Annotated in this window: 23 protein-coding genes and 1 tRNA gene; 11 read left to right on the forward strand and 13 right to left on the reverse strand. The window is 63.9% G+C overall.

Features of this window, described 5'->3' with window-relative positions:
* Positions 1 to 19: 19 nt before the first annotated feature.
* The 7 genes from rpoN to AC0L3P_RS33360 all read right to left on the reverse strand — a co-directional run bounded on the left by rpoN (position 20) and on the right by AC0L3P_RS33360 (position 8,351).
* On the reverse strand, positions 20 to 1,633 hold the full coding sequence (rpoN, locus tag AC0L3P_RS33330) for an RNA polymerase factor sigma-54 (RefSeq protein WP_473308542.1): 1,614 nt from the start codon (positions 1,631 to 1,633) through the stop codon (positions 20 to 22).
* A gap of 91 nt (positions 1,634 to 1,724) precedes the next feature.
* Positions 1,725 to 2,723, reverse strand: coding sequence for an LPS export ABC transporter ATP-binding protein (lptB, locus tag AC0L3P_RS33335; protein WP_354064309.1), 999 nt, complete (start codon positions 2,721 to 2,723; stop codon positions 1,725 to 1,727).
* A 265-nt stretch (positions 2,724 to 2,988) separates the two neighbouring features.
* Entirely contained in the window at positions 2,989 to 3,699 is a 711-nt protein-coding gene (locus tag AC0L3P_RS33340; protein ID WP_354064307.1) for an LptA/OstA family protein, read from the reverse strand.
* Between the two features lie 5 nt (positions 3,700 to 3,704).
* On the reverse strand, positions 3,705 to 4,433 hold the full coding sequence (gene lptC / locus AC0L3P_RS33345; RefSeq protein WP_473308545.1) for an LPS export ABC transporter periplasmic protein LptC: 729 nt from the start codon (positions 4,431 to 4,433) through the stop codon (positions 3,705 to 3,707).
* A gap of 143 nt (positions 4,434 to 4,576) precedes the next feature.
* Positions 4,577 to 5,191 (reverse strand): ribonuclease D, encoded by a 615-nt coding sequence (locus AC0L3P_RS33350; protein WP_007603964.1) that lies wholly within the window; start codon positions 5,189 to 5,191, stop codon positions 4,577 to 4,579.
* Between the two features lie 119 nt (positions 5,192 to 5,310).
* Positions 5,311 to 6,744, reverse strand: a complete 1,434-nt coding sequence (locus AC0L3P_RS33355) for a glycosyltransferase family protein (RefSeq protein ID WP_473308547.1) — start codon at positions 6,742 to 6,744, stop codon at positions 5,311 to 5,313.
* 83 nt (positions 6,745 to 6,827) lie between these two features.
* Entirely contained in the window at positions 6,828 to 8,351 is a 1,524-nt protein-coding gene (locus AC0L3P_RS33360) for a hypothetical protein (protein WP_473308549.1), read from the reverse strand.
* A gap of 637 nt (positions 8,352 to 8,988) precedes the next feature.
* On the opposite strand from AC0L3P_RS33360, the gene AC0L3P_RS33365 reads away from it, so the two are divergent.
* Positions 8,989 to 9,450: a lysozyme inhibitor LprI family protein gene (locus tag AC0L3P_RS33365; RefSeq protein ID WP_473308551.1), complete on the forward strand. Its 462-nt coding sequence runs from the start codon at positions 8,989 to 8,991 to the stop codon at positions 9,448 to 9,450.
* Between the two features lie 220 nt (positions 9,451 to 9,670).
* Here AC0L3P_RS33365 and AC0L3P_RS33370 read toward each other — a convergent pair.
* Positions 9,671 to 9,757 (reverse strand) — tRNA-Leu (locus AC0L3P_RS33370).
* 163 nt (positions 9,758 to 9,920) lie between these two features.
* Here AC0L3P_RS33370 and AC0L3P_RS33375 point away from each other — a divergent pair.
* Positions 9,921 to 10,886 (forward strand): complex I NDUFA9 subunit family protein, encoded by a 966-nt coding sequence (locus AC0L3P_RS33375; RefSeq protein ID WP_275168881.1) that lies wholly within the window; start codon positions 9,921 to 9,923, stop codon positions 10,884 to 10,886.
* A 69-nt stretch (positions 10,887 to 10,955) separates the two neighbouring features.
* On the opposite strand, the gene AC0L3P_RS33380 is transcribed toward AC0L3P_RS33375, so the two are convergent.
* Entirely contained in the window at positions 10,956 to 11,762 is an 807-nt protein-coding gene (locus tag AC0L3P_RS33380; protein WP_275168882.1) for an undecaprenyl-diphosphate phosphatase, read from the reverse strand.
* Between the two features lie 169 nt (positions 11,763 to 11,931).
* On the opposite strand from AC0L3P_RS33380, the gene AC0L3P_RS33385 reads away from it, so the two are divergent.
* The 3 genes from AC0L3P_RS33385 to AC0L3P_RS33395 all read left to right on the forward strand — a co-directional run bounded on the left by AC0L3P_RS33385 (position 11,932) and on the right by AC0L3P_RS33395 (position 14,947).
* Positions 11,932 to 12,624 carry a glutathione S-transferase family protein gene (locus AC0L3P_RS33385; protein ID WP_275168884.1) on the forward strand — a complete coding sequence of 231 codons (693 nt, stop codon included), beginning with the start codon at positions 11,932 to 11,934 and terminating at the stop codon, positions 12,622 to 12,624.
* Positions 12,625 to 12,735: 111 nt separating this feature from the next.
* On the forward strand, positions 12,736 to 13,887 hold the full coding sequence (gene queG / locus AC0L3P_RS33390) for a tRNA epoxyqueuosine(34) reductase QueG (RefSeq protein ID WP_275168886.1): 1,152 nt from the start codon (positions 12,736 to 12,738) through the stop codon (positions 13,885 to 13,887).
* A 262-nt stretch (positions 13,888 to 14,149) separates the two neighbouring features.
* Positions 14,150 to 14,947, forward strand: coding sequence for an acyl-CoA thioesterase domain-containing protein (locus AC0L3P_RS33395; protein WP_473308554.1), 798 nt, complete (start codon positions 14,150 to 14,152; stop codon positions 14,945 to 14,947).
* 16 nt (positions 14,948 to 14,963) lie between these two features.
* On the opposite strand, the gene AC0L3P_RS33400 is transcribed toward AC0L3P_RS33395, so the two are convergent.
* Complete coding sequence (locus AC0L3P_RS33400; protein WP_275168890.1) at positions 14,964 to 15,431, reverse strand: nuclear transport factor 2 family protein; 468 nt, start codon at positions 15,429 to 15,431, stop codon at positions 14,964 to 14,966.
* A gap of 147 nt (positions 15,432 to 15,578) precedes the next feature.
* Positions 15,579 to 16,391 carry an alpha/beta hydrolase gene (locus tag AC0L3P_RS33405; RefSeq protein ID WP_275168892.1) on the reverse strand — a complete coding sequence of 271 codons (813 nt, stop codon included), beginning with the start codon at positions 16,389 to 16,391 and terminating at the stop codon, positions 15,579 to 15,581.
* Between the two features lie 247 nt (positions 16,392 to 16,638).
* Here AC0L3P_RS33405 and infC point away from each other — a divergent pair, with 247 nt between their 5' ends.
* A complete protein-coding gene (gene infC / locus AC0L3P_RS33410) occupies positions 16,639 to 17,178 on the forward strand; it encodes a translation initiation factor IF-3 (protein ID WP_085349942.1) in 540 nt (179 codons plus the stop codon).
* A 92-nt stretch (positions 17,179 to 17,270) separates the two neighbouring features.
* On the opposite strand, the gene AC0L3P_RS33415 is transcribed toward infC, so the two are convergent.
* Positions 17,271 to 17,675: a hypothetical protein gene (locus AC0L3P_RS33415; RefSeq protein WP_473308557.1), complete on the reverse strand. Its 405-nt coding sequence runs from the start codon at positions 17,673 to 17,675 to the stop codon at positions 17,271 to 17,273.
* Between the two features lie 270 nt (positions 17,676 to 17,945).
* On the opposite strand from AC0L3P_RS33415, the gene rpmI reads away from it, so the two are divergent.
* Together rpmI and rplT are read left to right on the forward strand one after the other, a co-directional pair.
* A complete protein-coding gene (rpmI, locus tag AC0L3P_RS33420; RefSeq protein ID WP_007598540.1) occupies positions 17,946 to 18,146 on the forward strand; it encodes a 50S ribosomal protein L35 in 201 nt (66 codons plus the stop codon).
* An 81-nt stretch (positions 18,147 to 18,227) separates the two neighbouring features.
* The gene (gene rplT / locus AC0L3P_RS33425; protein WP_007598538.1) at positions 18,228 to 18,587 is read left to right on the forward strand and encodes a 50S ribosomal protein L20; all 360 of its coding nucleotides are present in this window, start codon (positions 18,228 to 18,230) and stop codon (positions 18,585 to 18,587) included.
* Positions 18,588 to 18,590: 3 nt separating this feature from the next.
* Here the strand turns inward: rplT and AC0L3P_RS33430 are convergent, their stop codons facing one another.
* A complete protein-coding gene (locus AC0L3P_RS33430) occupies positions 18,591 to 19,001 on the reverse strand; it encodes a hypothetical protein (protein WP_473308558.1) in 411 nt (136 codons plus the stop codon).
* A 150-nt stretch (positions 19,002 to 19,151) separates the two neighbouring features.
* Between AC0L3P_RS33430 and pheS the strand changes: the two genes are divergently transcribed.
* The 3 genes from pheS (at position 19,152) to pheT (ending at position 23,301) form a co-directional block, all read left to right on the forward strand.
* On the forward strand, positions 19,152 to 20,234 hold the full coding sequence (gene pheS / locus AC0L3P_RS33435; protein WP_354064281.1) for a phenylalanine--tRNA ligase subunit alpha: 1,083 nt from the start codon (positions 19,152 to 19,154) through the stop codon (positions 20,232 to 20,234).
* Between the two features lie 215 nt (positions 20,235 to 20,449).
* Positions 20,450 to 20,896, forward strand: a complete 447-nt coding sequence (locus tag AC0L3P_RS33440) for an endonuclease domain-containing protein (protein ID WP_473308559.1) — start codon at positions 20,450 to 20,452, stop codon at positions 20,894 to 20,896.
* Positions 20,893 to 23,301 (forward strand): phenylalanine--tRNA ligase subunit beta, encoded by a 2,409-nt coding sequence (gene pheT, locus AC0L3P_RS33445; protein ID WP_473308560.1) that lies wholly within the window; start codon positions 20,893 to 20,895, stop codon positions 23,299 to 23,301. The genes AC0L3P_RS33440 and pheT overlap by 4 nt, the downstream gene beginning before the upstream one ends.
* Positions 23,302 to 23,321 lie beyond the last annotated feature (20 nt).

The raw sequence follows: 23,321 nt of genomic DNA on the forward strand, positions 1-23,321 counted from the left end.
CGATTTGGCGCCGGCGCAATCAGGCCGGTTCGGGATTGCGGGAGCGATCGGCCATGGCGGTGGAGAGGACGTTACCAAGAGCGCTCTGCTTGTCGCGACGGCGTTGCACCGAGGAAGGAATGCGCATGGCTTCGCGGTACTTCGCGACCGTGCGGCGGGCGATATCAATGCCCGAGCCGCGCAAGCGTTCCACGATGGTGTCGTCGGACAGGATCGCGGACGGCGCCTCCGCATCGATCAGCTGCTTGATGTGATGGCGCACGGCTTCGGCCGAATGCGCCTCGCCGCCATCGGCCGAAGCGATCGAGGCCGTGAAGAAATATTTCAGCTCGAACGTGCCGCGATTGGTCGCCATGTATTTGTTGGCGGTGACGCGCGACACCGTGGATTCATGCATCTGGATGGCGTCGGCGACGGCCTTCAGATTCAGCGGTCGCAGATGCGCCACGCCATGGGTAAAGAAGCCGTCCTGCTGGCGCACGATCTCGGTTGCGACTTTCAGGATGGTGCGGGCACGCTGGTCGAGCGCGCGCACCAGCCAAGTCGCGTTCTGAAGCGCGTCGGTGAAATAGGATTTGTCGCCGTCCTTGCCGATCTTCTTCGAGAGCTGCGAATAGTAGGTCTGGTTGACCAGCACGCGCGGCAAGGTGTCGCTGTTGAGCTCGACATGCCAGCCGCCGTCGGGACCCGGCCGGACATAGACATCGGGCACCATGGTCTGCAGCCGGGCCGAGCCGAACTTCATGCCGGGCTTGGGATTGAGCCGGCGGATCTCGCCGATCATGTCGGCAATGTCCTCGTCGTCGACGCCGCAGACCTTGCGCAAGGCTCCGATGTCGCGCTTGGCGAGGAGGTCGAGATGCTCGACCAGGGCCTGCATCGCGGGATCGTAGCGGTCGAGCTCGCGGAGCTGGATCGCCAGGCATTCGCTCAAATTGCGCGCGCAGACGCCGGGAGGATCGAATTTCTGCAGCACGGCAAGAACGCTCTCGACGTCCTGTTGCGACGCGCCCAGCCGTTCGGCGGCCTGGCCGAGATCCGGGGGCAGATAGCCGGCCTCGTCGACGAGGTTGATCAAATACTGGCCGATCATGCGCTGCGCGGCCCCGGTGAAGGCGACCGAGAGCTGCTCGGCGAGATGGTCGCCGAGCGTGATCTCGGCAGCGACGAAGGCTTCGAGATTGTAGTCCTCGTCACCGGAGGCGCCGCCGCCCCATTCGGTATAGGTGGTCGGCGCCGCATCCTGGGCGTTGCGGGCAGCCGCCTCGGCGGGTTCCTCGGAGAAGACGTTGTCCAGACCGGTGTCCATGGTCTGCTCGATCTCGGCGCGGGTGCCGAGATCCTTGCTCATCCACTCTTCCTGGCCGGGCTCGAAGGCTTCGCCCGGGCCGCCGCCGGGCTCGTCGTTGTGGCCGCCGTCGCTATCGTTGAACTGCCCGGTCTCGGCCGGGCCCTCGCCGGCGGGCGGCTCGTCATTAGCCCGTTCCAGCAGCGGGTTACGCTCGAGTTCCTCTTCGACGAACGTCGTGAGATCGAGATTGGACAATTGCAGCAGCTTGATCGCCTGCATCAACTGCGGCGTCATGACCAGCGACTGCGATTGCCGGAACTCTAATCTCTGCGAAAGCGCCATGAAGCAAGAACCGATCCCAAAAAGTTGGTCCGATTTTTGCTTATCCTAGTCCAAGCCCGATGTACACGTCTTGACGAAATGGAAAAACGGGCTAGAGGCGGAATTCCTCGCCAAGGTAAAGGCGGCGCACGTCCGGATCGGCGACGATCTCATCCGGGCTCCCCTCGGTGAGGATTTCACCGGCATAGACGATGTAGGCGCGATCGGTAAGGCCAAGCGTCTCGCGCACATTGTGGTCGGTGATCAGCACGCCGATGCCGCGGTTGGTGAGGTGGCGGACGAGGTCCTGGATATCGCCGACCGCGATCGGATCGATGCCGGCAAAGGGCTCGTCGAGCAGCATGTAGTTCGGGCGCGTCGCCAGCGCGCGCGCGATCTCGACGCGGCGCCGCTCGCCGCCGGACAGCGCGATCGACGGCGATTTCCGCAGGCGCGTGATGTTGAATTCGTCGAGCAGCGAGTCGAGCTGCTGCTCGCGCTTCTTGCGCGAGGGCTCGACCACTTCGAGCACGGCGCGGATGTTCTGCTCGACGGTAAGGCCACGGAAGATCGAGGCTTCCTGCGGCAGATAGCCGATGCCGAGCCGCGCACGCTGATACATCGGCAGCTTGGTGACGTCGTGGCCGTCGAGCTCGATCGCACCGCGATCGGCCTTGATCAGGCCGGTGATCATGTAGAACACGGTGGTCTTGCCGGCGCCGTTGGGGCCGAGCAGGCCGACCGCTTCGCCGCGGCGCACATAGATGCTGACGCCGCGCACGACCTGGCGGCTGCCAAAACTCTTTTCCACGCTATGCACAGCCAGGAAGCCCGGCCGCTTCAAGAGCTGAGGCCCGCCCGCGCCGTTGGGCCTGCCGGCGGCCCTCACGGGGTGAACCGCCTGGGCCCGGGGCTGCTCGGCCTGATAGTCGCCTTGGAACTGATCGGGTGCATGCATCGGCTGGTTACGGGCGATCGGCGGCGCGTCCCGTACGGGACTGGCCACGAGACCACCGACGCTGTCACCGAGTGCGGTGATGTCCTGGCGCGCAAATCCTGGCCGGCCGCGTTTGGCGGGGCGCCGACGGAACATGCTGAAGAGATCGACCATCCCCGCCTTCTAGCCTTTCGCGACGATCCTGCGCGGTCTTCGCGCGATCTGCCGCGCCGGCCTCAGGATTCGCCGACGCAGCATGAATGAAGGGATGTCTCATGCCCAGTGAAACACGCCCGAAGAGCGGCGGACCCCGCTTCGAAAGCCCTTCGCGCTAGATACAGTCTCGGCGGGCAAGCTTCAACCTCGGATCGGCAGCGCTCAACCCAACCGTCTGAAATCATTCTTCAAATTTACTTTGACTGGCTTGGGTTACTCTGACTCATTTGGGCTTAGTTGCGCCAGGCAATTGCAGAGGTCCCGCATTGGGCTTGGCCGCGCCTCCGGATCCGCAATCATTGCCGCCGCCCTGCGGCAGCAGCGCCTGCACCCGGCCGCTGTCGGATTCCACACGCGACACGCCGGTGGTCATGTCGACCGCCAGCCGGTCGCCACGCAGCACGTTCTTGCACTGCGTCAAGACGACGCCGCCAAGCATGGTGATGAGGTTGGTCCTGGTGTCGAACACGGCAGTCTCGCCCGTCACCACCTGGTCCTTCTGGGTGACGACGACATTGCCGCGCGCCTCCAGCCGCTTGATCGAGGAGTTCCCCCCCGGCCCCGGCGTCGCCGACTGCATCGGCGCCCCCTTTGCCGACTTCGCCGCAGGCTGCGGCGCGGCCGGCTTGTCGCCGCCCGAATCGTAAAACACCACCAGCGTCTTCGAGGTCATGGTGGTGTCGCCCTGGATGACCTTCACATTGCCGGAGAAGGTCGCCTCCTTCTTCTTGTCGCGCATCTCGAGCGAGGCGGCTTCGATCTGGATCGGCTGATCGCGGTTCTGCGAGAAGCCCTGCATCGCGTTGGGCACGCCTTGCATCGTGCTCTGCGCGCTTGCCGCACCTGTTGCGACCAGTGCGATGCCGACGGCGAGCGCGGCCGCACCAGGGATGACGCGCCGCTTGTCGTCGTTGCGCGGAAAAAACCTGATCATGAAAATCACTTTGAATTGGCGGACTTGTTCTGGGGCGTACGTGTCTTCGCTGGCGACGCGGGCTCGGCCGGCGCAGGCTGAGCGGCGGCGGGGTCGTCCAACTTGTCGAGGTGCATCACCACATTGCCTTCGAAGCGGATGACGTCGCCGCCTTCCGTGATCCGCAGCCGATCCGCGGTCAGCGTTCCGTTGGTCAGCTTGACGTTGACATGCTCATCCGAGGAGACCGTGCCCTTGCCCATGTCGACGAAAGCCGAGTTCAGCCGCGCCTCGTAACCTGTCGAAGTGCGCAGGAAGATGTCTTTGTGCAGGTCGAGCTGCTGCTGCTTGTTGTCGAACCTTCCGGTGCGGGCATCGAGGAACAGGGTCGATTGGTCTTCCATCAGCACCTTCGCGCGCAAATCATGGAGATCGACATGATCGGGATCGGTGATGTCCTGGGTCGCGGTCTTGGCCCAGAGCTCGTAGGGCCGTTGGTCCGGCGTGAAGCCGGACATGTGCGGCGATTCCATCGTGATCTTGGTGCCTGTCACCACGAGATTTCCGGAGTCGAGCTTCACGGGAATCTGGAACGGGTTGAAGATGGTCGAGATGAGGACGAGCAGACCCATTGCCGCAGCCACTGTCGCCGGCACCGCGATGCGCAGAATCCGCACCAGGCGGCTGTGGCGCGCCGCGCTGGCGAACTTCGCCGCAAGCGCGGCATCATAGGTGACATTATGGGCCGAATTCACCTGGGCTCCTGAGGTGTCGCTCGCCTTGTCCGGTTGGCGGGCGCCCCATTGTAGCCGGCAACGCCAAAATATGCAGCCCGCGACAGGCCGTTACGAAAGTGTCTGAAACGGGGCGACCGCCAATCCGGCCGCCACGCGAAAGCCTAGGAATGCGCGAAAATGTCCTCTTCGGCCCAGCCCTGGAGATCGAGCAAAGCGCGGGTCGGCAGGAAGTCGAAACAGGCTTTGGCCAGCGCGGTGCGGCCTTCCCGCACCAGCATGGCATCGAGCCGCTCGCGCAAGCCGTGCAGATGCAGCACGTCGGAAGCGGCGTAGGCGAGCTGCGGCTCGGTCAGGCTGTCGGAACCCCAATCGCTCGATTGCTGCTGCTTGGAGAGGTCGACATTGAGGACCTCGCGCACGAGGTCCTTGAGGCCATGGCGGTCGGTATAGGTGCGGATCAGGCGGGAGGCGATCTTGGTGCAGTAGATCGGCCCGGTCATGACACCAAACGTCTGGTACAGCACCGCGACGTCGAACCGCGCAAAGTGGAAGATTTTCGTGTTGGCGGGATTGGCCAGCAGGGCTTTCAGATTCGGCGCGTCGGTATGACCCTTGGGGATCTGCACCACGTCTGCGCTGCCGTCGCCGGGCGAGAGCTGCACCACGCAGAGCCGGTCGCGATGCGGGTTCAGGCCCATGGTCTCGGTGTCGATCGCCACCGCTCCGGTGTAGCGGGACAGATCGGGCAGGTCGCCGCGGTGCAGGCGTACGGTCATGGCGTTTCAAACCTCAATCGAATCGATGCGCCTAGGCAGGCTAATCCCCGGGACAGATGCTGGCGAGGGCCGGCCGCGATGTATCCGCTGGCAGCCGCCGGCGCAAGCGTCAGGCGCGGCTAGTAATTCAGGCGTACGAGTACGTCGTTGACGCCGAAGGGGCTGGCGGGCGCATCGCAAGCGCCGCGCCGCGCGAAGACGCAGGCCGGCTTGTCATCGCTCATTGTCGCGCAACTTCGTGGCGAGAAATCCGCCGGCAATTCGCTGGCCAGGCTCGCCGGGCCGATGATGCGGTTGAACGCGGCCTGGTGCATCTCCACCACAGCCGGAAGTCGTCCCTTGGCCACGGGGTCGTCCCGATAAAAGGAATAGATCGGCTTGCGGGCCGCGAGCTGCCCACGTCCGGGCACAAAGGGATAATTGATAGCGTACAGGGCCAGACCGCAGACTTCAGGATCGGCCTCGAGCTCCGCCATCAATTGGGCTACGCCGATGCCGCGCATCCAGTTGTCGCGCATGATGAGCGTAGCGCCCGACAGACCGAGCGAGAGCAGCAGCCAGCCGCCACATACGACGGCAAGTGCCCGGGAGCGCCACGCGCTTTGCCCGCGCATCATCTGGACCCAATCGGCGGAGCCAAGCGCCGCCGCGATGATCAGCAGCACGATCGACAGGAAAATGAAACGGTATTCCTTGTGCACGATCATGCTGTGAAACGCGACGTTCACGACGGCCGCGACGATCAGCAGAGGCGCGTGTCGCCAGCCGCGCCAGAGCGCCAGCAGCATCAGCAGCGTCGTGCCCGACCACAGAATTGAAGCCTGCAGAACGTACGCGGCCGCCGGCGCGTCACCGAATTCCGATGCGCGGTCATGCAGGAGGTTTTGCTGAATATTATGGACGAGCCACGCAAACGGCGCTGAGCCGTGAACCAGGTCGAGGGCGCCGGACAGCACCAGGACGACGCATCCGCCCGCGACCAGGGCGATCGCGTTTCGCGGGTCGCGCCAGCACGCCGCCAACGCAAACACCGCGCAAGCCGGCACATATTGAAAGCGCCAGACACAGGCGAGAGCAAGCAGTGCGCCTGCGGTGAAGAGCCGGTTTCGCGCCAGTTCGCCCGTCAGCAGATAAGCCGCCGGCAGGATCACGGCCGTCGCCAGCGGTTCGCTCAGCGTGTGGGGCGCGTAGTAGACCAGCTCGAACCAGACCGCGGCGGCAAACGCCGCCACGACGGCATGCGACCTGGAGATGCGTTCGCCGAAATGCCAGGCGGTCGCGACGATCGACAGCGAGGCAAGCCCGACCACCAGGCGAGGCACGACGAAGGCGCCCCACCCGCCCGGCGCAAGCCAGTCGCCGAGAGCGACAGGCCCTGCGAACAAGGTCGGCAGAAACCAGCTCCGGATGCCGTCGCGCCATTCCCAGGTGACGACCCCCTGGTTTCCAAGCAGGCGCCAGGCCGGCTCCAGATATTGATACAGCTCGTCGACGTGAACGATGTTCGGCCAAAAGGCGAGCGGCAGCCGGACTGCCGCGGCCAGCAGCAGCAATGCGCACAAGGCGCCGTACCGCATCGCGAAGCTCTCGGCTTTGACGGCGGGCGCGATGGCGGGCAGAGCTGCGGCGCTGGTCGTCATTGTGTTTTGGCTTCGCCGGCCAAACCGGATTGCGGCCTGACGTAAACGATCTCGTAAGCGCCGGCGTATTGCTCGCGCCAGCCTCGCCGCTCCACCAGGAACTGCCGCAGCTGTTGGTGCGCATTGACCCACAGCACGGCATCGATCCGGTATTTGTCGAGGACCATGTCCCACGCGGCTTCGTCGACCTCCCAGCTCACCAGCTTGAAATAGTCGCGCAGCAAATCGTCCGGATAGGCGGTCGCGGCGCGGCCATCGACGAACAGGGGAACGGTCCCGTGCGTCGCGAAAATCAGATAGCCGCCGACGTTCCAATTGTTCAGGACCCGCCGGCCTTCGAGATGCCTTTGCAGATAGCCGGCATCTTCGCTCGACAGCATCGGCGGAAGTGCGAGCGCCGGCGCCACGCGCAAGTAAGCCATCGGGAGGGTGCCGAGACCGACGATGCCGGCGGCCAGCAACGCTCCCCGCACGTCGCGACCAGTGAGACGCTCAGGCAGCAAGCGGCTGAGGTGAAGCGCCATCGGCGCGGTCGAGAAGATGAAGAAGAAGGCGATGTACCTGAACTGATACAGTCCCAGAATCAGGAACAGCCAGGACATCAATCTCGGCTCGAGCGGGATGGGCCTGGAGTTTCTGTAGCGAAGCTCGAGCGCGACGAAGGCCAGCATGTACAGGATGCCGGGAATGCTGCCCGGCATTTCCATGTTGTGATAGTAGGACAGCCATTCGCCGATATTGCCCTGGACGAAGTGCCCCATCGTCGCGGCGGCACCGGCATAGATAGTCCAGCCGAGCGGATTGACGAATGTCGCGGCAAGGCACGCGATCGCCGCGAGAGCAAGGACCCTGAGGTCGGCCCAGGCCCCTCTGAGCAAGGCGGCGCCGCAGAAGACGCCAATCACGAGAAAGCCGAGCAGAAAACCGCCGTGCAGATTGGCCCAGAGCACCATCAACACGGGAAGCACGAACCATCGCGTTCGTCTCAGGCATTCGCGATAGAAGACGACGCAGAACAGCATCGTGCATGTATTCGGCGAGACCGCGAGATACATGTTCGGCGAAGCTTCGTAAGCGGGATAGAGCAGGCAGGCCAAGAAGACCGAGACGCAGACTGCGATCGCCGACGCGCCGTAGCCGAGAGAGATCGCAGTCAGGATGCCGGCGATCGCCGCGCCACAGGCCACCGTCGACAGCACGAGGCCGCCGAAGCCTGTGTATTGAAACGTCGCACTGGCAAGCGCGTCCCAGAGCCAGGACAGATTGAGCCATGGCTTGTCGCCGTGGGTGAACGACCACGGATCCTGGAGCGGGATGGCGTTGCGTTCCCGGATGAGATCTCCGGCCGCGAGATGCCAGCCCAGATCGTAGTGACCGAGCAGAAGCGGTGCGTTCAGGACGTAGAACAGGCAAATGAACGAGATCAGGAACAGATAAATTCCCGATCTCAGGAAGAACGGGCTGATCGCGTTCGCAACCTTGTCGAATGCCGGCTCGTGCCAGACCTGGTGCTGATCCACCGCTTCCCTCACGACAAAGCGAGCCCGATGGCTCCGCGCTCGCCGACGGCCGGGTGCGAGCCTGCCCGCTGACTTAGGGCCAGTTTGTCTAAAGTGGGGTAAATTCGGACGGTGCAATCGAGGGAGTTTGGCGGAATGAAGTTTGGCGCGACGGCGGGCTTCCGAGGCCGCTAAGCAGCTGTTTAGACTTGAAAGTTTCAGCGCCCAATAGAAGTTATTAGACATTGAGCGGAGGGTCCGGCATGGCCGTGAGCGCCGATTTGGGAGAGACGCTCGAGAGCGTGATGAACGAACTCGTGGCGTCCGGCCGGTCCCGTCGTCATTGTTCGTCAGCGTCGCTCCTGTTCCACATTCAGGTGAACCAACGCTGAGCCTTCGATGACCAAAGTTGCATGTATCACCTATTGGTCGAAAATCTCGTAAGTCAGGTCAAGGCGCATTCAGAGGCATTGATTGGAGAGGGCGTAGCCGAAGCCGCATACCCCCTCGTGTTTCCTTCGCACTCGCCGTCCGGCCCTTCCGCCACACCCGCCGGTCTACCGTCTCGCTCAGCTTCATGCGCTCGCAGTGGTATTGTGTTTCATATCTTCGATGCGCCGAACGGAGATCTCCAATGAAGCTCAAACTTGCCGCCGCGATGCTCGCCGCAAGCCTCCCGCTCGCATCGATGGCTTTCGCCCAAGGCATCGCGCCAGCCGAACTTGCGGTGATCGATGGCTGCCTGAAGGCCGCGGAGAAAACCGGCGGTTTCGGCGGCGCGTGCGTCGGGCTCGTCGCCGACCCCTGCATCAAAGCGGCAGAGGGCGCGAATGACGATGTCGCCAAATGGAAAGCCTGCGCGGCGCGCGAACTCGCCATTTGGACGCAGAAAACCAATGAGGCGCTAAAGAAGGTTCAGGCCGGCGGGTTCGCCGACGTGATCAAGGCGGTCAATGACTCGCAGAAAACTTTCGCCGCGTCGCGTGATCGCTTCTGCGCGGTCTTCGACAAGGTCGAGCCCGGCATGTACCCGGGCGACGCGAGCTACTGCCGCCTGCGCGAGACCGCGAACCGCTCGCTGAGCCTGATCAAGCTCGGCGCTGCAGTCAACGAGCACTGAGACCTCTTAGGCGCTTGGGGTCATCAGCTTTGCCGACCTTTCGGCACGTAGCGCTTGCCTGAGCGACTGAAGCCAGCCGCCTCCAGATCGCCTGCGATCCGAGCCGACCCGACGAGCGATGTAGGCCATTCGGTACGCCATGAGTGCCGTGCCTCGGTTTTGTGTACCGGTCAGCAGCTCAATTCCCTGCAAAAGCGATTTCAATCGCTTGAGTAGGAGATGGTGCCCAGGAAAGGACTCGAACCTTCACGGCCGTTAAGCCACTGGCACCTGAAGCCAGCGCGTCTACCAATTCCACCACCTGGGCATGCCGGTTAGGCACGGAGGCGGTTACTACGGTTCGGTGACGCGGTTGTCAATTCATGCTTGAACCCCGCTTCGGGATGCGGATTGCGCATCGCAAACCGGCCCGATACAAGCCTGACGAGACGCACTCTTCCCGCAGGATATGGACCCCAGGAATGGATCCCATGGCATCGAATCTGGACACGCTCGTCACGGTTTTCGGCGGATCGGGGTTTTTGGGCCGGAATGTCGTCCGCGCGCTGTGCCGGCGCGACTACCGGGTCCGGGTCGCGGTGCGGCGGCCGGAGCTGGCCGGGTACCTCCAGCCGTCCGGCAAGGTCGGTCAGGTCCACACCGTCCAGGCCAACGTCCGCTATCCGGCCTCGATCGAGGCGGCGCTGCGTGATTCGCAGGTCGTGATCAATCTGGTCGGCGTCCTGACCGAAGGCGGCGCGCAGAGCTTCGATGCCGTCCAGGCCAGGGGCGCCGAGACCATCGCCAAGGCGGCCGCGGCCGCCGGGGCACAGCTGATCCATGTCTCGGCGATCGGCGCCGACGCGGAATCGCCCTCGCGCTATGCCAGGGCCAAGGCGGCCGGCGAAGCCGCAGTCCTGGCCGCAGTGCCGTCGGCGACAATCTTCCGCCCCTCCGTGATGTTCGGCCCCGAGGATCAGTTCACCAACCGCTTCGCGGCACTGGCGCGGATGTCGCCGGTGCTGCCGCTGATCGGCAGCGACACGAAGATGCAGCCGGTCTATGTCGGCGACGTCGCCACCGCGGTCGCGGATGCCGTCGACGGCAAGGCCAAGGCGGGCGCGACCTACGAGCTCGGCGGCCCGGAAGTGCTGACCATGCGCGAGATCATCGAGGCCATTCTCGAGATCGCCGATCGCAAGCCGATGCTGATGCCGCTGCCGTTTGGCCTCGCCCGCTTCAAGGCCAACTTCCTGCAATTCGCGCCGGGCGCGCTGAAGCTGACGCCGGACCAGGTCACGCTGCTCGCGCGCGACAATGTGGTGTCGGATGCGGCCAAGGCCGCCGGCCTGACGCTGGAAGGCCTCGGCATCACGCCCGACTCGCTGGAAGCGATCGCCCCGCAATATCTCTGGCGTTTCCGCGCCGCCGGGCAATTCCAGCGCAAGAGCGCGTAACCATCCCCGCCGTCATGGCCGGGCATGACGAGCTTCAGTGTCCGGACTGCAGTCGTTTGACGTTCGGGTTTACCGCCCCAGCGCCAGCGCGATCAGGCCGAGCGTGCCGACGATCACGCGCCACCAGGCGAACACCACGAAGCCGTGGCGGGTGACGTATTCCAGGAATGTCTTCACCACGATGATCGCGGTGACGAACGACACCACGAAGCCGATCGCGACGATGCCCATGTGGTCCATCGTCATCTCGGAGCGGTTCTTGTAGAAATCGTAGGCGAACGCCCCGATCATGGTGGGGATGGCGAGAAAGAACGAGAACTCCGCCGCCGCGCGCTTGTCGGCCCCCAGGAACATCGCCGCGACGATGCTGGCACCGGAGCGCGAGACGCCCGGGATCATCGCGATGCACTGCGCGATGCCGATATAGAGATACATCAGCAGCGGAAACCGGGTGGCGTCGTGCTCGCGCGCCTTGAGATCGAGCTTGTCGACCCAAAGCAGGATGGCGCCGCCGACGATCAGCGAGAAGCACACCACCCACGGATTGAACAGCATGCTCTTGATGTATTTGCCGGCGACGAGACCGACGATGACAGCGGGCAGGAACGCCACCAGCACGCCGATCACGAAGCGGCGTGCATAGGCGTCGCCCGTGAACATGCCGATCGCGACGTCCCACAATTTCTTGAAGTACAACACGACGATCGCGAGGATCGCGCCGAGCTGGATCAGGACCGTAAACGAATCCCAAAACGCGCCCTCGCCGAGATGGAAGAAGCGCTCCGCAAGCAGCAAATGGCCGGTCGAGGATACGGGAAGGAACTCGGTCACACCCTCGATGATGCCGAGGATCACTGCCCGTATTGCATCTGACATATTTACGGTCCATTTCGGCTGGAAAAGCGGGGCTCTTCTCGCCCATCCGCTCCCTTGCTGCAATCGCAAAATGCGGCGGCGCGCCCTTGCTTCGCGGTTTTGAATGACTAGTGTGGCGCCGCACAAACATTGATGGATTCTTAAGCACCATCACATAGTCAAAGGCTTCATGTTTACGCTGTTTCATCATCCGTTCTGCCCGCATTCGCGGTTCATCCGCCTGATCGCGGGAGAATACGGGCTTGAGCTGAAGCTGATCGAAGAGCGCAGCTGGGAGCGGCGCGAAGCATTTCTGCTGCTCAATGCGGCGGGCATGACGCCCGTCCTGGTGGACGACGAGCAGCCTCCGATCCCGGGCGCGGCGATCGTCGCCGAATATGTCGACGAGGCCTATGGCTCCGAGATGGGACTGAAGCGCCTGATGCCGGACACGATCGGCGAGCGCGTCGAGGTCCGCCGGCTGATGGCCTGGTTCAACGAAAAGTTCTTCGAGGAAGTCTCCCACCCGCTCGTCACCGAGCGCATCTACAAGCGCTTCATGAGCGAGGACAACGGCGGCGGCCCGCCCTCGGCCGACGTGATGCGCGCGGCCAAGGCAAATGTGCGCTATCATCTGGCCTATATCGGCTGGCTGGCGCAGACGCGTAATTTCCTCGCCGGCGACCGGCTCAGCTACGCGGATCTCGCCGCCGCGGCGCACCTCTCGGCGATCGACTATCTGGGCGACGTGCCATGGAGCGAGGACGACGCGGCAAAGGCGTGGTACGCACGGGTGAAATCCCGCCCGTCGTTCCGTCCGCTGTTGAGCGAATGGCTGGCCGGCGTGCCGGCGTCGCGGACCTACGTGGACCTGGACTTCTGATGGTGAACGTCATGCCCGGGCTTGTCCCGGGCATCCACGTTCTTTCTGTTATGCGACGCAAGGACGTGGATGGCCGGGACGAGCCCGGCCATGACGCGCGTGGATGCATCGATGATCAAATCCAGCATCGACATTGATGAGCTTCGTACGGCGCTTGCAAACGAGGCACGCGCGCTCGGCTTCGACTGTATCGGCATCACGGAGCCCGGCACGATCGAAAGCGCCGGACAGCATTTTCTCGAATTCATCGCATCCGGAGGCCATGGCGACATGGATTGGCTCGCCGCGCAGCCGGAGCGCCGGGTCGATCCGCGCGGGCTGTGGCGGGACGTGCGCAGCGTCATCATGCTCGGCGTCAATTACGGCCCCGATCAGGATCCGCTCGCGATCCTGCAACAGCGCACGCGCGCGGCGATCTCGGTGTATGCGCAGGGCGACGACTATCACGACCTCATCAAGAAGCGCCTGAAGGCGCTGGCGCGATGGCTGGTCGCGACCGCACCTTGTGAGGTGAAGCCTTGCGAAGTGAAAGTGTTCGTCGACACCGCGGCGGTGATGGAGAAACCGCTGGCGCAAGCCGCGCATCTGGGCTGGCAGGGGAAGCACACCAATCTGGTCTCGCGCGAGTTCGGCTCCTGGCTGTTTCTCGGCGCGATCTACACCACGCTGGAGCTGCCGCGCGACGATTCCGAGATCGATCATTGCGGCTCGTGCCGGGCGTGTCTCGACATCTGCCCGACCGCGGCCTTCCCCGCGCCCTACAAGCTCGATGCGCGGCGCTGCATCTCGTACCTCACCATCGAGAACAAGGGACCCATCCCGCAAGAGTTTCGTAAAAGCATCGGCAACCGCATCTATGGCTGCGACGATTGCCTCGCCGCCTGTCCTTGGAACAAGTTCGCGCAGGAGGGCCGTGAGGCAAAGCTTGCCGCCCGTGACGCTTTGCGCGCGCCAGGTCTTGCCGAGCTTGCACGGCTCGACGACGCGTCGTTCCGTGCGCTGTTCACGAAATCCCCGGTGAAGCGCATCGGCCGCGATCGGTTTCTGCGCAACGTGCTGATCGCGATCGGTAACTCCGGCGATGCGGCACTGGCGGACGAGGCGCGGCGATTGCTGGAGGATGAGAGCGCGCTGGTGCGCGGGGCTGCGGTGTGGGCGCTGGGGCAGTTGATGCCGCGGGATGAGTTCGAGGCGATGAGAGCAACGGCAATCGCGAGCGAGCGCGATGAGAGCGTGCGTGAGGAGTGGCGCACCGCCTCCTAATCCTCCGCTGTCATGCTCCGCGACCCGGCTATGCCAAGGCTTCGCCGGGGTTGAGATCCAGGGGCGCCGAAGCTTTAGCGTAGGCGGCAAGCGGGGCATCCAGTACGCCGCGGCCTCTCGATTGAACCACAGCCGTCTCGGAGTACTGGATCGCCCGGTCAAGCCGGGCGATGACACCGTTGTTGTGAGAGCGCTTCGCGCCTCCTCACCGTGAGGATTGAGCATCTTGATTTCCCCACACGTTCCTTCAAGCTCGCGCGTCATGACAAACATGCCTTTCTTCACCCGCGACGGCGACACATTCCATCCGACGGAAGTCGCCAACGGCCCGTGGGATCCGAAATCGCTGCACGGGCGCGTCATCGTCGGCCTGCTCGGCTTCGCCATCGAGGAGCGCCATTCCGGCCCCGAATTCGTGCCGGCGCGGCTGACCGTCGACATGTTTCGGCTGCCGACCATCGACAAACCGATCGAGGTGACGACGCGTCTCGTGCGCGACGGGATGCGCATCCGCGTCGTGGAAGCGGAGTTTGTCTCCGGCGGCGTCGGCATGGCGCGCGCCTCGTGCCAGCTGTTGCGGCGAACGCAGAATCCGGACGGCAATGTCTGGTCGCCGCCGAATTGGGACGTGCCGAAGCCGGCCGACATTCCCAAGCCGACCGATCCCAGGCTCGGCATGAACGGCAAATGGACCACGCGACCGATCGTCGGCCAGATGGGCTCGCTCGGGCCACGAAAACTCTGGATGAGCGAGGTGCGCGAGCTGGTCGCGGGCGTGCCGATGACGCCGTTCGTCCATGTCGCCACCGGCGCGGACTTCGCCAGTCCGTTCGCGAACGCCGGCGACAAGGGCCTCGGCTACATCAACAGCGACGTCACGATCTATCTGCACCGCCTGCCGGTGACGAACTGGATCGGCTTCGAGGTGGTGAACCACCAAGCCACCGACGGTGTGGCGATCGGCGAATGCTGGCTCTATGACGAGCAGGGCCCGATCGGCACTGCCACGGTCGCGGCGCTGGCGCAGCGCAAGCCGATGGTAAATCCGTCGAAGCGGTAAGGACGCGGAATGACGGCTAGGCGAGATGCCGCTTCATCTCGGGACGCGCCCTGAGCTCCGCGCCCTGCCTGGCGACGATCTTCGCGATCCGTTCCGGCGCAAACTTCAAATCGACAAACGCCGGCGCGGTGTTGGCGACCTCGTGATAGCTGACGATCCTGCCGTCGCGAAGTATCATGATCGCCACGCCCTCGAACATCGCCCGCGCGCCGTTCGCTTCCGGCAAGGTCGAGCGATAGCTGAACGTGTAGCGCGCGTAGAGCGTGGTGCCGTTCGAGACTGGATCATGCATGTCCCAGCGGAAGTCGGTTGCCGTACGATAGAACCAGTCGTCGATCATTGCGGCGATCTTTTCGGGGCCGGCGAAGGCGCCATAGAACACGTCGTGATAGACGCCGTCCTCGGTGAAGAGATCCGCGAAGGCTTTTCCGTTGCGTTGTTCGACGGCGTCGCAGAAGGCGCGCAGCATGGCGATAGTGGTCATCGGCGATTCTCCCCTCCCTTTCTCAGTCATGCCCCGGCTTGACCGGGGCATCCAGTACGCCACGGCTTCTCGGCTTGAGCACGAGCGCCTGGAATACTGGATCGCCCGATCAAGTCGGGCGATGACACCGAGTGCTAGGTCGCGATTTCACCCGATCTCGGCCACCGCGGCAAGAATGCGGGCGATGTCCTGCGGGCGCGAGAGGCGGTGATCGCCGTCCTGGATCATCGTCAGCACGACGTCGTCGGCGGGCAGGCGATGGGTCAGTGCGAACGCATGCTGCCAAGGCACGTCAGGATCCTGAGCACCTTGCAAGATGCGGACGGGACAGCCGAGATCGATGGCGCTGCCGAGCACGAGGTGGTTGCGCCCCTCCTCGATCAGATTCCGCGTGATCGGATAGGGCGAGCCGTCGCCATAATCCGACGGTCTCAGCCAGACGCCCTTGGTCTCGATCTCTTTCTTCACTGCGGCCGGAAAATTCTTCCACATCAGCTCCTCGGTGAAGTCGGGCGCCGGCGCGATCAGCACCAGGCCCGCCAGCGAGGCTTTGGCTTGCTGTTTCTGTTGCCGCTTTTTGATTTCGCGCGCGAGCAGGAGCGCCATCCAGCCGCCCATGGACGAGCCGATCAGGACTTGCGGGCCGTCGCAGAACCGCTCGAATACCGCGACGCTTTCCTCGAGCCAGCGCCCGATGGTTCCGTCGGCGAAATCGCCACCGGATTCGCCATGGCCGGAATAATCGAACCGGACCACGGCACGGCCGTGATCACGAGCCCAATCGTCCAGCGCCACAGCCTTGCTGCCCCGCATGTCCGATTTGAACCCGCCGAGCCAGACCAGTCCCGGTCCTTGACCAGATTTTTGGCTGGCGCGGCGGCGCACCGCGATCCGGCGTGCGGACGGGCCCTCGCCCACATCGATGAAGTCGAGCACGGCATCGGGAATTGCAGGGGTCATGGAACGTTTACTCTGGCTGTGCAGTTTGAGCTGTCCGGACGTGCTCCGCAGCAGCCGGACGTCGGCATTTGCCCTTTGGGACGCTTGCGGAACAGAAGCAAGGTGTCTATGTCGGTCTGCGTGCCCCGCCGTGGCCAAAATGCCTCGCATTTGAGGCTTTTTCGACCGCCGCACGAGCGATTGCTTGCCGGCAAGCGTATCTTCCTGCAAAATAGCCGCCTCTTTTCATAACTTTGGAGAACCACCCATTCGCCGTCCCAATAAAGCCCCGCCCACTGCCGCCAAAGACGGGCCGCGCATCAATGACGACATTCGCAATGCGCAGATCCAGCTGATCGATCAGACCGGTGACAACAAGGGCACCATCGAGACCGTCGCGGCTATCCGCCTGGCCCAGGAAGCCGGCATGGATCTGGTCGAGATCTCGCCGAACGTCAGCCCTCCCGTCTGCAAGATCATGGACTACGGGAAGTATAAATATTCCGCGCAGAAAAAAGCCGCCGAAGCCCGCAAGCGGCAGAAGATCGTCGAGATCAAGGAGATCAAGCTCCGCCCGATGATCGACGACCACGACTACGAAGTGAAGATGCGCGCCATGCAGCGGTTCTTCGAAGAGGGCGACAAGGTCAAGATCACCCTGCGCTATCGCGGCCGCGAAATGGCGCACCAGGAGATCGGTACCAAGCTGCTCGACAAGATCAAGACCGACGTGGCCGAGCTCGCCAAGGTGGAGCAGGACGCGCGGTTCGAGGGCCGTCAGGTCGTCATGGTGCTGGCGCCGCGCTGACGCGAGTTGTTCAGGATTGAGAGTTCAACGGCCCGTCCGGATGTCCGGCGGGCCGTTTTGTTTTCCCTGGGCACCCGTCCTGTTGGCGATAGTTACGTCCTCGTCGCCTGCCAGGTGCCGCTGCACTGATCGCCGGAGATGATACCCCTCCACGAACCGGCGCCCTTCACGCCGGCGAGCCGGCCGCCGCCGCTGGCATGGGACGCCCCGACCGAAACCTGGACCGCGACGGCACCGCTGCGATTGACCTTGCCGGAGACCCGGCCACCGCCTGCGGACGACACCCGGCTGCCGGCGACGGTGAAGGGAACGCTGTAGCCGGAGCTGCAATTGCCGCGGGTGGTGGCGAAGGTGACGTTCCAGACGCCGTCATAGCCGCGGATGCGCGCATCGGCAGTCGAGGGAAACGCAGCCATGGCGAGCACGGCCAACAGCGCCAGGCAGCGCAGACGAGCGACATCCGTCAAAGACGGAAGCGATTGGGAAAAATAGGGCATGTTAATCCTGCTCCGGGCGACACGGCTCGGACATGAAGATAGCAATCCCGGATAGTCGGCGGCTAGGTTCCACCGGTTCATCGTTGCCAATTCGCCCGTCCTCTGTCATAAGCCCAGCCTTCATTGCCCGGCTGATTAAGGGCTGCCGTGGCGGTGTCCGTGCGGGTTTCGCGCTAGTTCGTAAAACCTGAGCACAATCAACGCTCTAACGAGCATTTTGACGGCCAGCCGCCTTTGCGGGCGGATTTCTATGGCCATTAGGAGAGCCAAATGCCCAAGCTGAAGACCAAATCGGGCGCTAAAAAGCGCTTCAAGGTGACTGCCACCGGCAAAGTGATGTTCGCGCATCGTAGCAAGCGTCACGGCATGATCAAGCGGACGAAGAAGCAGATCCGACAGCTGCGCGGCACCGCCGTGCTGTTCAAGACCGACGGCGACAACGTCAAGAAGTACTTCTTGCCCAACGCCTGATCGCGTCCACGATCATTGCCACCCGCGCCGCAGCTTTCGCGGCGATCCGAACATCAAGTCATCTTTCGAAGGATTTTTGTCATGGCTCGCGTCAAACGCGGTGTGACCGCCCACGCCAAGCACAAGAAAGTCTACAAGGCCGCCAAGGGTTTCCGCGGCCGCCGCAAGAACACGATCCGCACCGCCAAGCCGGCGGTCGAGAAGGCTCTCGTGTATGCCTTCCGTGATCGCAAGCGCAAGAAGCGGACGTTCCGCGCACTCTGGATCCAGCGCATCAACGCTGCCGTGCGTCCGTTCGGCCTGACCTACAGCCGCTTTATCGACGGCATGGCCAAGTCCGGGATCACCGTGGACCGCAAGGTGCTGTCGGATCTCGCGATCAACGAGCCCGCGTCGTTCCAGGCGATCGCCGAGAAGGCCAAAGCCGCTCTGGCGGCCTGAGGCCTAACGGCCGGCCCCGCCGGCCTTCAGCGCGCGTTGCGAATAGCGCTGGGCGATCTCCGCCCGGCAGAATGCCGTGAATGACAGATGCATGGTGCCGGATTTATTCCGGTACTTCCGGTCGCACACGCGCATCTCGCGTTGGTAAGCCTGTTTCCGCGCAGTGTTGAGGCCGGGCATGAAGTCCGCCTCGCATTTCTTCTCGACGGCGGCGCCGAGCTGGACATCGCCGCTCGCGGTCAATTGGCAATCCTGAAACATTTTCATCGCGCTTTCGCAGCCCTTCTGGGCAGCGATGGCGTCGACGACCTCGTCCAGCGTCATCGACTTCTCCATGCAGACCATGGCGCGCGCCGGGGTGCTCGCGACGGAGAGAACGACGGCGAGAGCAGCCAGACAGGATCTTGAGAGCATCGCGAAAGCCTCCTCGCTTTCCCCTTGGTGCCAGCCTCCGCGCGAGGTTCAACCCAGCCGCTCGTCAGCCCGAAATGACCGGCTTTTCGCTTGACGTTACGGCCTTCGGGCGGCGACAACCCAGCCGAATTTGGCAGCAGGGATTTGACCGTGTCCGACCTCGCAATGCTCGAAACATCCATCCTCGACCAGATCGCCGCCGCCGGCGACGAGGCCGCCCTCGAAGCGGTGCGCGTCGCTGCCCTCGGCAAGAAGGGTTCGATCTCGGCGCTGCTTGCCACGCTCGGAAAAATGTCGCCGGACGAACGCAAGACGCAAGGCGCTGCGATCAACCAGGCCAAGGACAAGGTCACCGAGGCGCTCGCCGCGCGGCGCGACGTCTTGAAATCGGCGGCGCTCGACGCGCGGCTTGCGTCGGAAACCATCGACGTCACCCTGCCGCTGCGCGATGCGCCGGCCGAGGCCGGCCGCATCCATCCGCTGAGCCAGGTCTGGGACGAGCTGACCACGATCTTCGCCGATATGGGATTCTCGGTCGCCGAAGGCCCCGATATCGAGACCGACGACTACAATTTCACCAAACTGAATTTTCCGGAAGGCCATCCCGCGCGCGAGATGCACGACACCTTCTTCTTCCATCCGAAGGAGGACGGCTCCCGCATGCTGTTGCGCACCCACACCTCGCCGGTGCAGGTGCGCACCATGCTGAGCCAGAAGCCGCCGATCCGCGTGATCTGCCCGGGCCGCACCTATCGCATCGATTCGGACGCGACCCACACGCCGCAATTCCACCAGGTCGAAGGCCTCGTCATCGACAAGCACTCCCATCTCGGCCACCTCAAATGGATCCTGCACGAGTTCTGCAAGGCGTTCTTCGAGGTCGATCACATCAACATGCGCTTCCGCCCCTCGTTCTTCCCATTCACCGAGCCGTCGCTGGAAGTCGACATCCAGTGCCGCCGCGACAAGGGCGAGATCCGCTTCGGCGAGGGCGAGGACTGGCTCGAGATTCTCGGCTGCGGCATGGTGCATCCGAACGTGCTGCGCGCCTGCGGCATCGATCCCGACGAGTACCAGGGCTTCGCCTGGGGCATGGGCATCGACCGCATCGCCATGCTGAAATACGGCATTGCCGACCTGCGCCAGCTGTTCGACAACGACGTCCGCTGGCTGTCCCATTACGGCTTCAAGCCGCTCGAAGTGCCGACGCTCGCGGGAGGGCTGAGCTCGTGATGGGCTTGCTCGGACGCACGAAGACTCTCTCCGTTCCCTTCGCGGAGAGAACCTTCTCCCTGCCGCTCCCCCGCAAGCGGGGGAGGGAATGGATGGAGCGCGTGCGGGGCGTCCGTCTCATGGATACGTATTCTCGCTCCACCCGAGAGGTCGGACTCCCTCCCCCGCGTGCGGGGGAGGGTTGGGGTGAGGGTTTCTCCGCAATGGGGCTGCCGATGGTCGATCCCAAGCATCCGGACTGGAAAGTATCGGCCAAGCTACGAGCCAATGCGCGCGCGCTCAGACGCAATTCGACCGATGCGGAGCGCATCCTCTGGTCGGAGCTGCGCGCCGGCCGATTGAACGGCACAAGTTTTCGCCGCCAAGTACCGATCGATAATTACGTCGCCGACTTCATCTGCCACGCGGCCAAGCTCGTTATCGAGCTCGATGGCGGCCAGCACTTCTCTGATGAAGGCGAGCGCGCCGATACACGGCGCTCTGCCGTGATCGAAGCGGGAGGCATCAAGGTGCTCCGTTTCAGCAACCTCGACATCATGACCAATCGTGCTGGCGTTCTCGAAACAATCGCTGCTGCCGTTGCGGAGAGAACCCCCACCCCAGCCCTCCCCCGCAAGCGGGAGAGGGAGCAGACCGTCGTCGCGGAGAAAAAGCAGCCATGAAATTCACTCTCTCCTGGCTGAAGGAACATCTCGAGACCGACGAGCCGCTGGACAAGCTCGCCGAGAAGCTCACCATGATCGGGCTCGAGGTCGAAAACATCGAGGACAAGGCGAAGGCGCTGAAGCCTTTCACCATCGCGAAGGTGATCTCGGCCGAGCAGCATCCGAACGCGGATCGGCTGCGCGTCTGCATGGTCGACACCGGCGACGGTGGCGCGCCCGTGCAGGTGGTGTGCGGGGCGCCGAATGCGCGGACGGGTCTCGTCAGCGTGTTCTCGCCGCCGGGCACCTACATTCCCGGCAAGGACATCACGCTCGGTGTGGGCACCATCCGCGGCGTCGAGAGCCGCGGCATGCTGTGCTCGGCGGCCGAATTGCAGATTTCCAACGACCATGACGGCATCATGGAATTGCCCGCGGATGCGCCGATCGGCGCTGCTTACGCCGCATGGGCCGGCCTCGGCGATCCCGTGGTCGAGATCAATCTGACGCCGAACCGGCAGGACTGCACCGGCGTGCACGGCATCGCGCGCGATCTTGCTGCCGCGGACATGGGCAAGTTCAAGGACCCCACCATCAAGCCGATCAAGGGCGAATTCCCGTGTCCGGTGAAGGTCACGGTCGAGGACGCCGCGCTGTGCCCGGGCTTTGCGCTACGCCTCGTGCGCGGCGTGAAGAACGGGCCCTCGCCGGAATGGCTGCAGAAGCGGCTGTCCGCGATCGGGCTTCGCCCGATCAACGCGCTGGTCGACATCACCAACTTCATGACCTACGACCGCGCACGGCCGCTGCACGTGTTCGACGCGAAGAAAGTGAAGGGCAATCTCGTGGTGCGCCGCGCCCGTGACGGCGAGACGCTGCTCGCGCTCGACGGCCGCACCTACAATCTCGATCCAGCGATTTGCGTGATCGCGGACGAGTATGGCGTCGAGTCGCTCGCCGGCATCATGGGCGGCGAGGCCTCGGGCTGCGACGAAGGCACCACCGACGTGCTGATCGAATCGGCGCTGTGGAACGAGATCAACATCGCCCAGACCGGCCGCAAGCTCGGCATCAATTCGGACGCGCGCTACCGTTTCGAGCGCGGTGTCGATCCGGCCTTCATGGTGCCGGGGCTGGAGCTCGCGACGAAACTCGTGATGGAGATGTGTGGCGGCACGCCGTCGGAGAACGTCGTGGTCGGCAAGACCTTCGGCGACGACCGCGTGATCGATTTTCCGGTCACCGAGGTCAAGCGACTCTCGGGCATCGAAGTACCGATGCCGGAGATGAAGCGCATCCTGACCCATCTCGGCTTCATGATGGCGGGCCCGGGCCCCGTCGTGAAGGTCGCGGTGCCGTCATGGCGGACCGATGTGCACGGCAAGGCCGACATCGTCGAGGAAGTCGTCCGTATCCACGGCGTCGACAAGGTGCCGATGACGCCGTTCGAGCGGGGCGAGGACGCACGAAAATCCGTGCTGACCCCGCTCCAGCTCCGCACCCGCCGCGCCAGGCGGGCGCTCGCGAGCCGCGGCATCATCGAAGCGGTGACCTGGTCCTTCATCACCAAATCTGCCGCACAGCTGTTCGGCGGCGGCCAGCGCGAACTCGAAGTCGCCAACCCGATCGCGTCGGATTTGTCCGACATGCGCCCGACCCTGTTGGCCGGCCTGATCGCGGCGGCGCAGGCCAATGCCGATCGCGGCTTTGGCGATGTCGCCCTGTTCGAGGTCGGGCAGGTGTTCAAAGGCGACCGCCCGCAGGATCAGTTCATGGCGGCGAGCGGCGTCCGCCGCGGTTTTGCATCATCGCAGGGTCTCGGACGGCACTGGTCGGGTTCGGCGCAGGCTGACTTGTTCGACGCCAAGGCCGATGCGCTCGCGGTGCTCGCGGCTGCCGGCGCTCCGATGCAGGCCCTTCAGATCGTCGCGGGCGGCCCGTCCTGGCTACATCCCGGGCGCTCCGGCACGATCCAGATCGGACCGCAGAACGTGCTGGGTTATTTCGGCGAGATGCATCCGCGCGCGCTCGATGCGCTCGGCGCCGGTGGCCCGCTGATGGTGTTCGAGGTGATCCTCGACCGCATCCCCGAGGCGAAGAAGAAGCCGACCCGCGCCAAGCCCGTGATCGAGCTGTCGGCATTCCAGCCGGTCTCACGCGATTTCGCCTTCATCGTCGACCGCACCGTGAAGGGCGGCGACATCGTGCGCGCGGCTCAGAGCGTCGACAAGAAGCTGATCACCGCCGTGAACGTGTTCGACGTCTACGAAGGCAAGGGCATCGACGACGGCAAGAAGTCGATCGCAATCGCGGTGACGATCCAGCCGCGCGAAAAGACCTTGACCGACCAGGAGATCGAGGCCGTCGCCGCGAAGATCGTGGCGGAGGTGACGAAGAAGACCGGCGGCACTTTGAGAGCATGATCATGCTCGAGAAATAATAG

Source organism: Bradyrhizobium sp. WSM4874, from assembly GCF_055811835.1.

Bases quoted from the DNA above. Each gene is read 5' to 3' on its own strand.
- rpoN (WP_473308542.1), bottom strand. From the start codon at position 1,633: ATGGCGCTTTCGCAGAGATTAGAGTTCCGGCAATCGCAGTCGCTGGTC.
- lptB (WP_354064309.1), bottom strand. From the start codon at position 2,723: ATGGTCGATCTCTTCAGCATGTTCCGTCGGCGCCCCGCCAAACGCGGC.
- AC0L3P_RS33340 (WP_354064307.1), bottom strand. From the start codon at position 3,699: ATGATCAGGTTTTTTCCGCGCAACGACGACAAGCGGCGCGTCATCCCT.
- AC0L3P_RS33350 (WP_007603964.1), bottom strand. From the start codon at position 5,191: ATGACCGTACGCCTGCACCGCGGCGACCTGCCCGATCTGTCCCGCTAC.
- AC0L3P_RS33365 (WP_473308551.1), top strand. From the start codon at position 8,989: ATGCTCGCCGCAAGCCTCCCGCTCGCATCGATGGCTTTCGCCCAAGGC.
- AC0L3P_RS33375 (WP_275168881.1), top strand. From the start codon at position 9,921: ATGGCATCGAATCTGGACACGCTCGTCACGGTTTTCGGCGGATCGGGG.
- AC0L3P_RS33380 (WP_275168882.1), bottom strand. From the start codon at position 11,762: ATGTCAGATGCAATACGGGCAGTGATCCTCGGCATCATCGAGGGTGTG.
- AC0L3P_RS33385 (WP_275168884.1), top strand. From the start codon at position 11,932: ATGTTTACGCTGTTTCATCATCCGTTCTGCCCGCATTCGCGGTTCATC.
- queG (WP_275168886.1), top strand. From the start codon at position 12,736: ATGATCAAATCCAGCATCGACATTGATGAGCTTCGTACGGCGCTTGCA.
- AC0L3P_RS33395 (WP_473308554.1), top strand. From the start codon at position 14,150: ATGACAAACATGCCTTTCTTCACCCGCGACGGCGACACATTCCATCCG.
- AC0L3P_RS33400 (WP_275168890.1), bottom strand. From the start codon at position 15,431: ATGACCACTATCGCCATGCTGCGCGCCTTCTGCGACGCCGTCGAACAA.
- AC0L3P_RS33405 (WP_275168892.1), bottom strand. From the start codon at position 16,391: ATGACCCCTGCAATTCCCGATGCCGTGCTCGACTTCATCGATGTGGGC.
- AC0L3P_RS33415 (WP_473308557.1), bottom strand. From the start codon at position 17,675: ATGCCCTATTTTTCCCAATCGCTTCCGTCTTTGACGGATGTCGCTCGT.
- rpmI (WP_007598540.1), top strand. From the start codon at position 17,946: ATGCCCAAGCTGAAGACCAAATCGGGCGCTAAAAAGCGCTTCAAGGTG.
- rplT (WP_007598538.1), top strand. From the start codon at position 18,228: ATGGCTCGCGTCAAACGCGGTGTGACCGCCCACGCCAAGCACAAGAAA.
- AC0L3P_RS33430 (WP_473308558.1), bottom strand. From the start codon at position 19,001: ATGCTCTCAAGATCCTGTCTGGCTGCTCTCGCCGTCGTTCTCTCCGTC.
- AC0L3P_RS33440 (WP_473308559.1), top strand. From the start codon at position 20,450: ATGGTCGATCCCAAGCATCCGGACTGGAAAGTATCGGCCAAGCTACGA.
- pheT (WP_473308560.1), top strand. From the start codon at position 20,893: ATGAAATTCACTCTCTCCTGGCTGAAGGAACATCTCGAGACCGACGAG.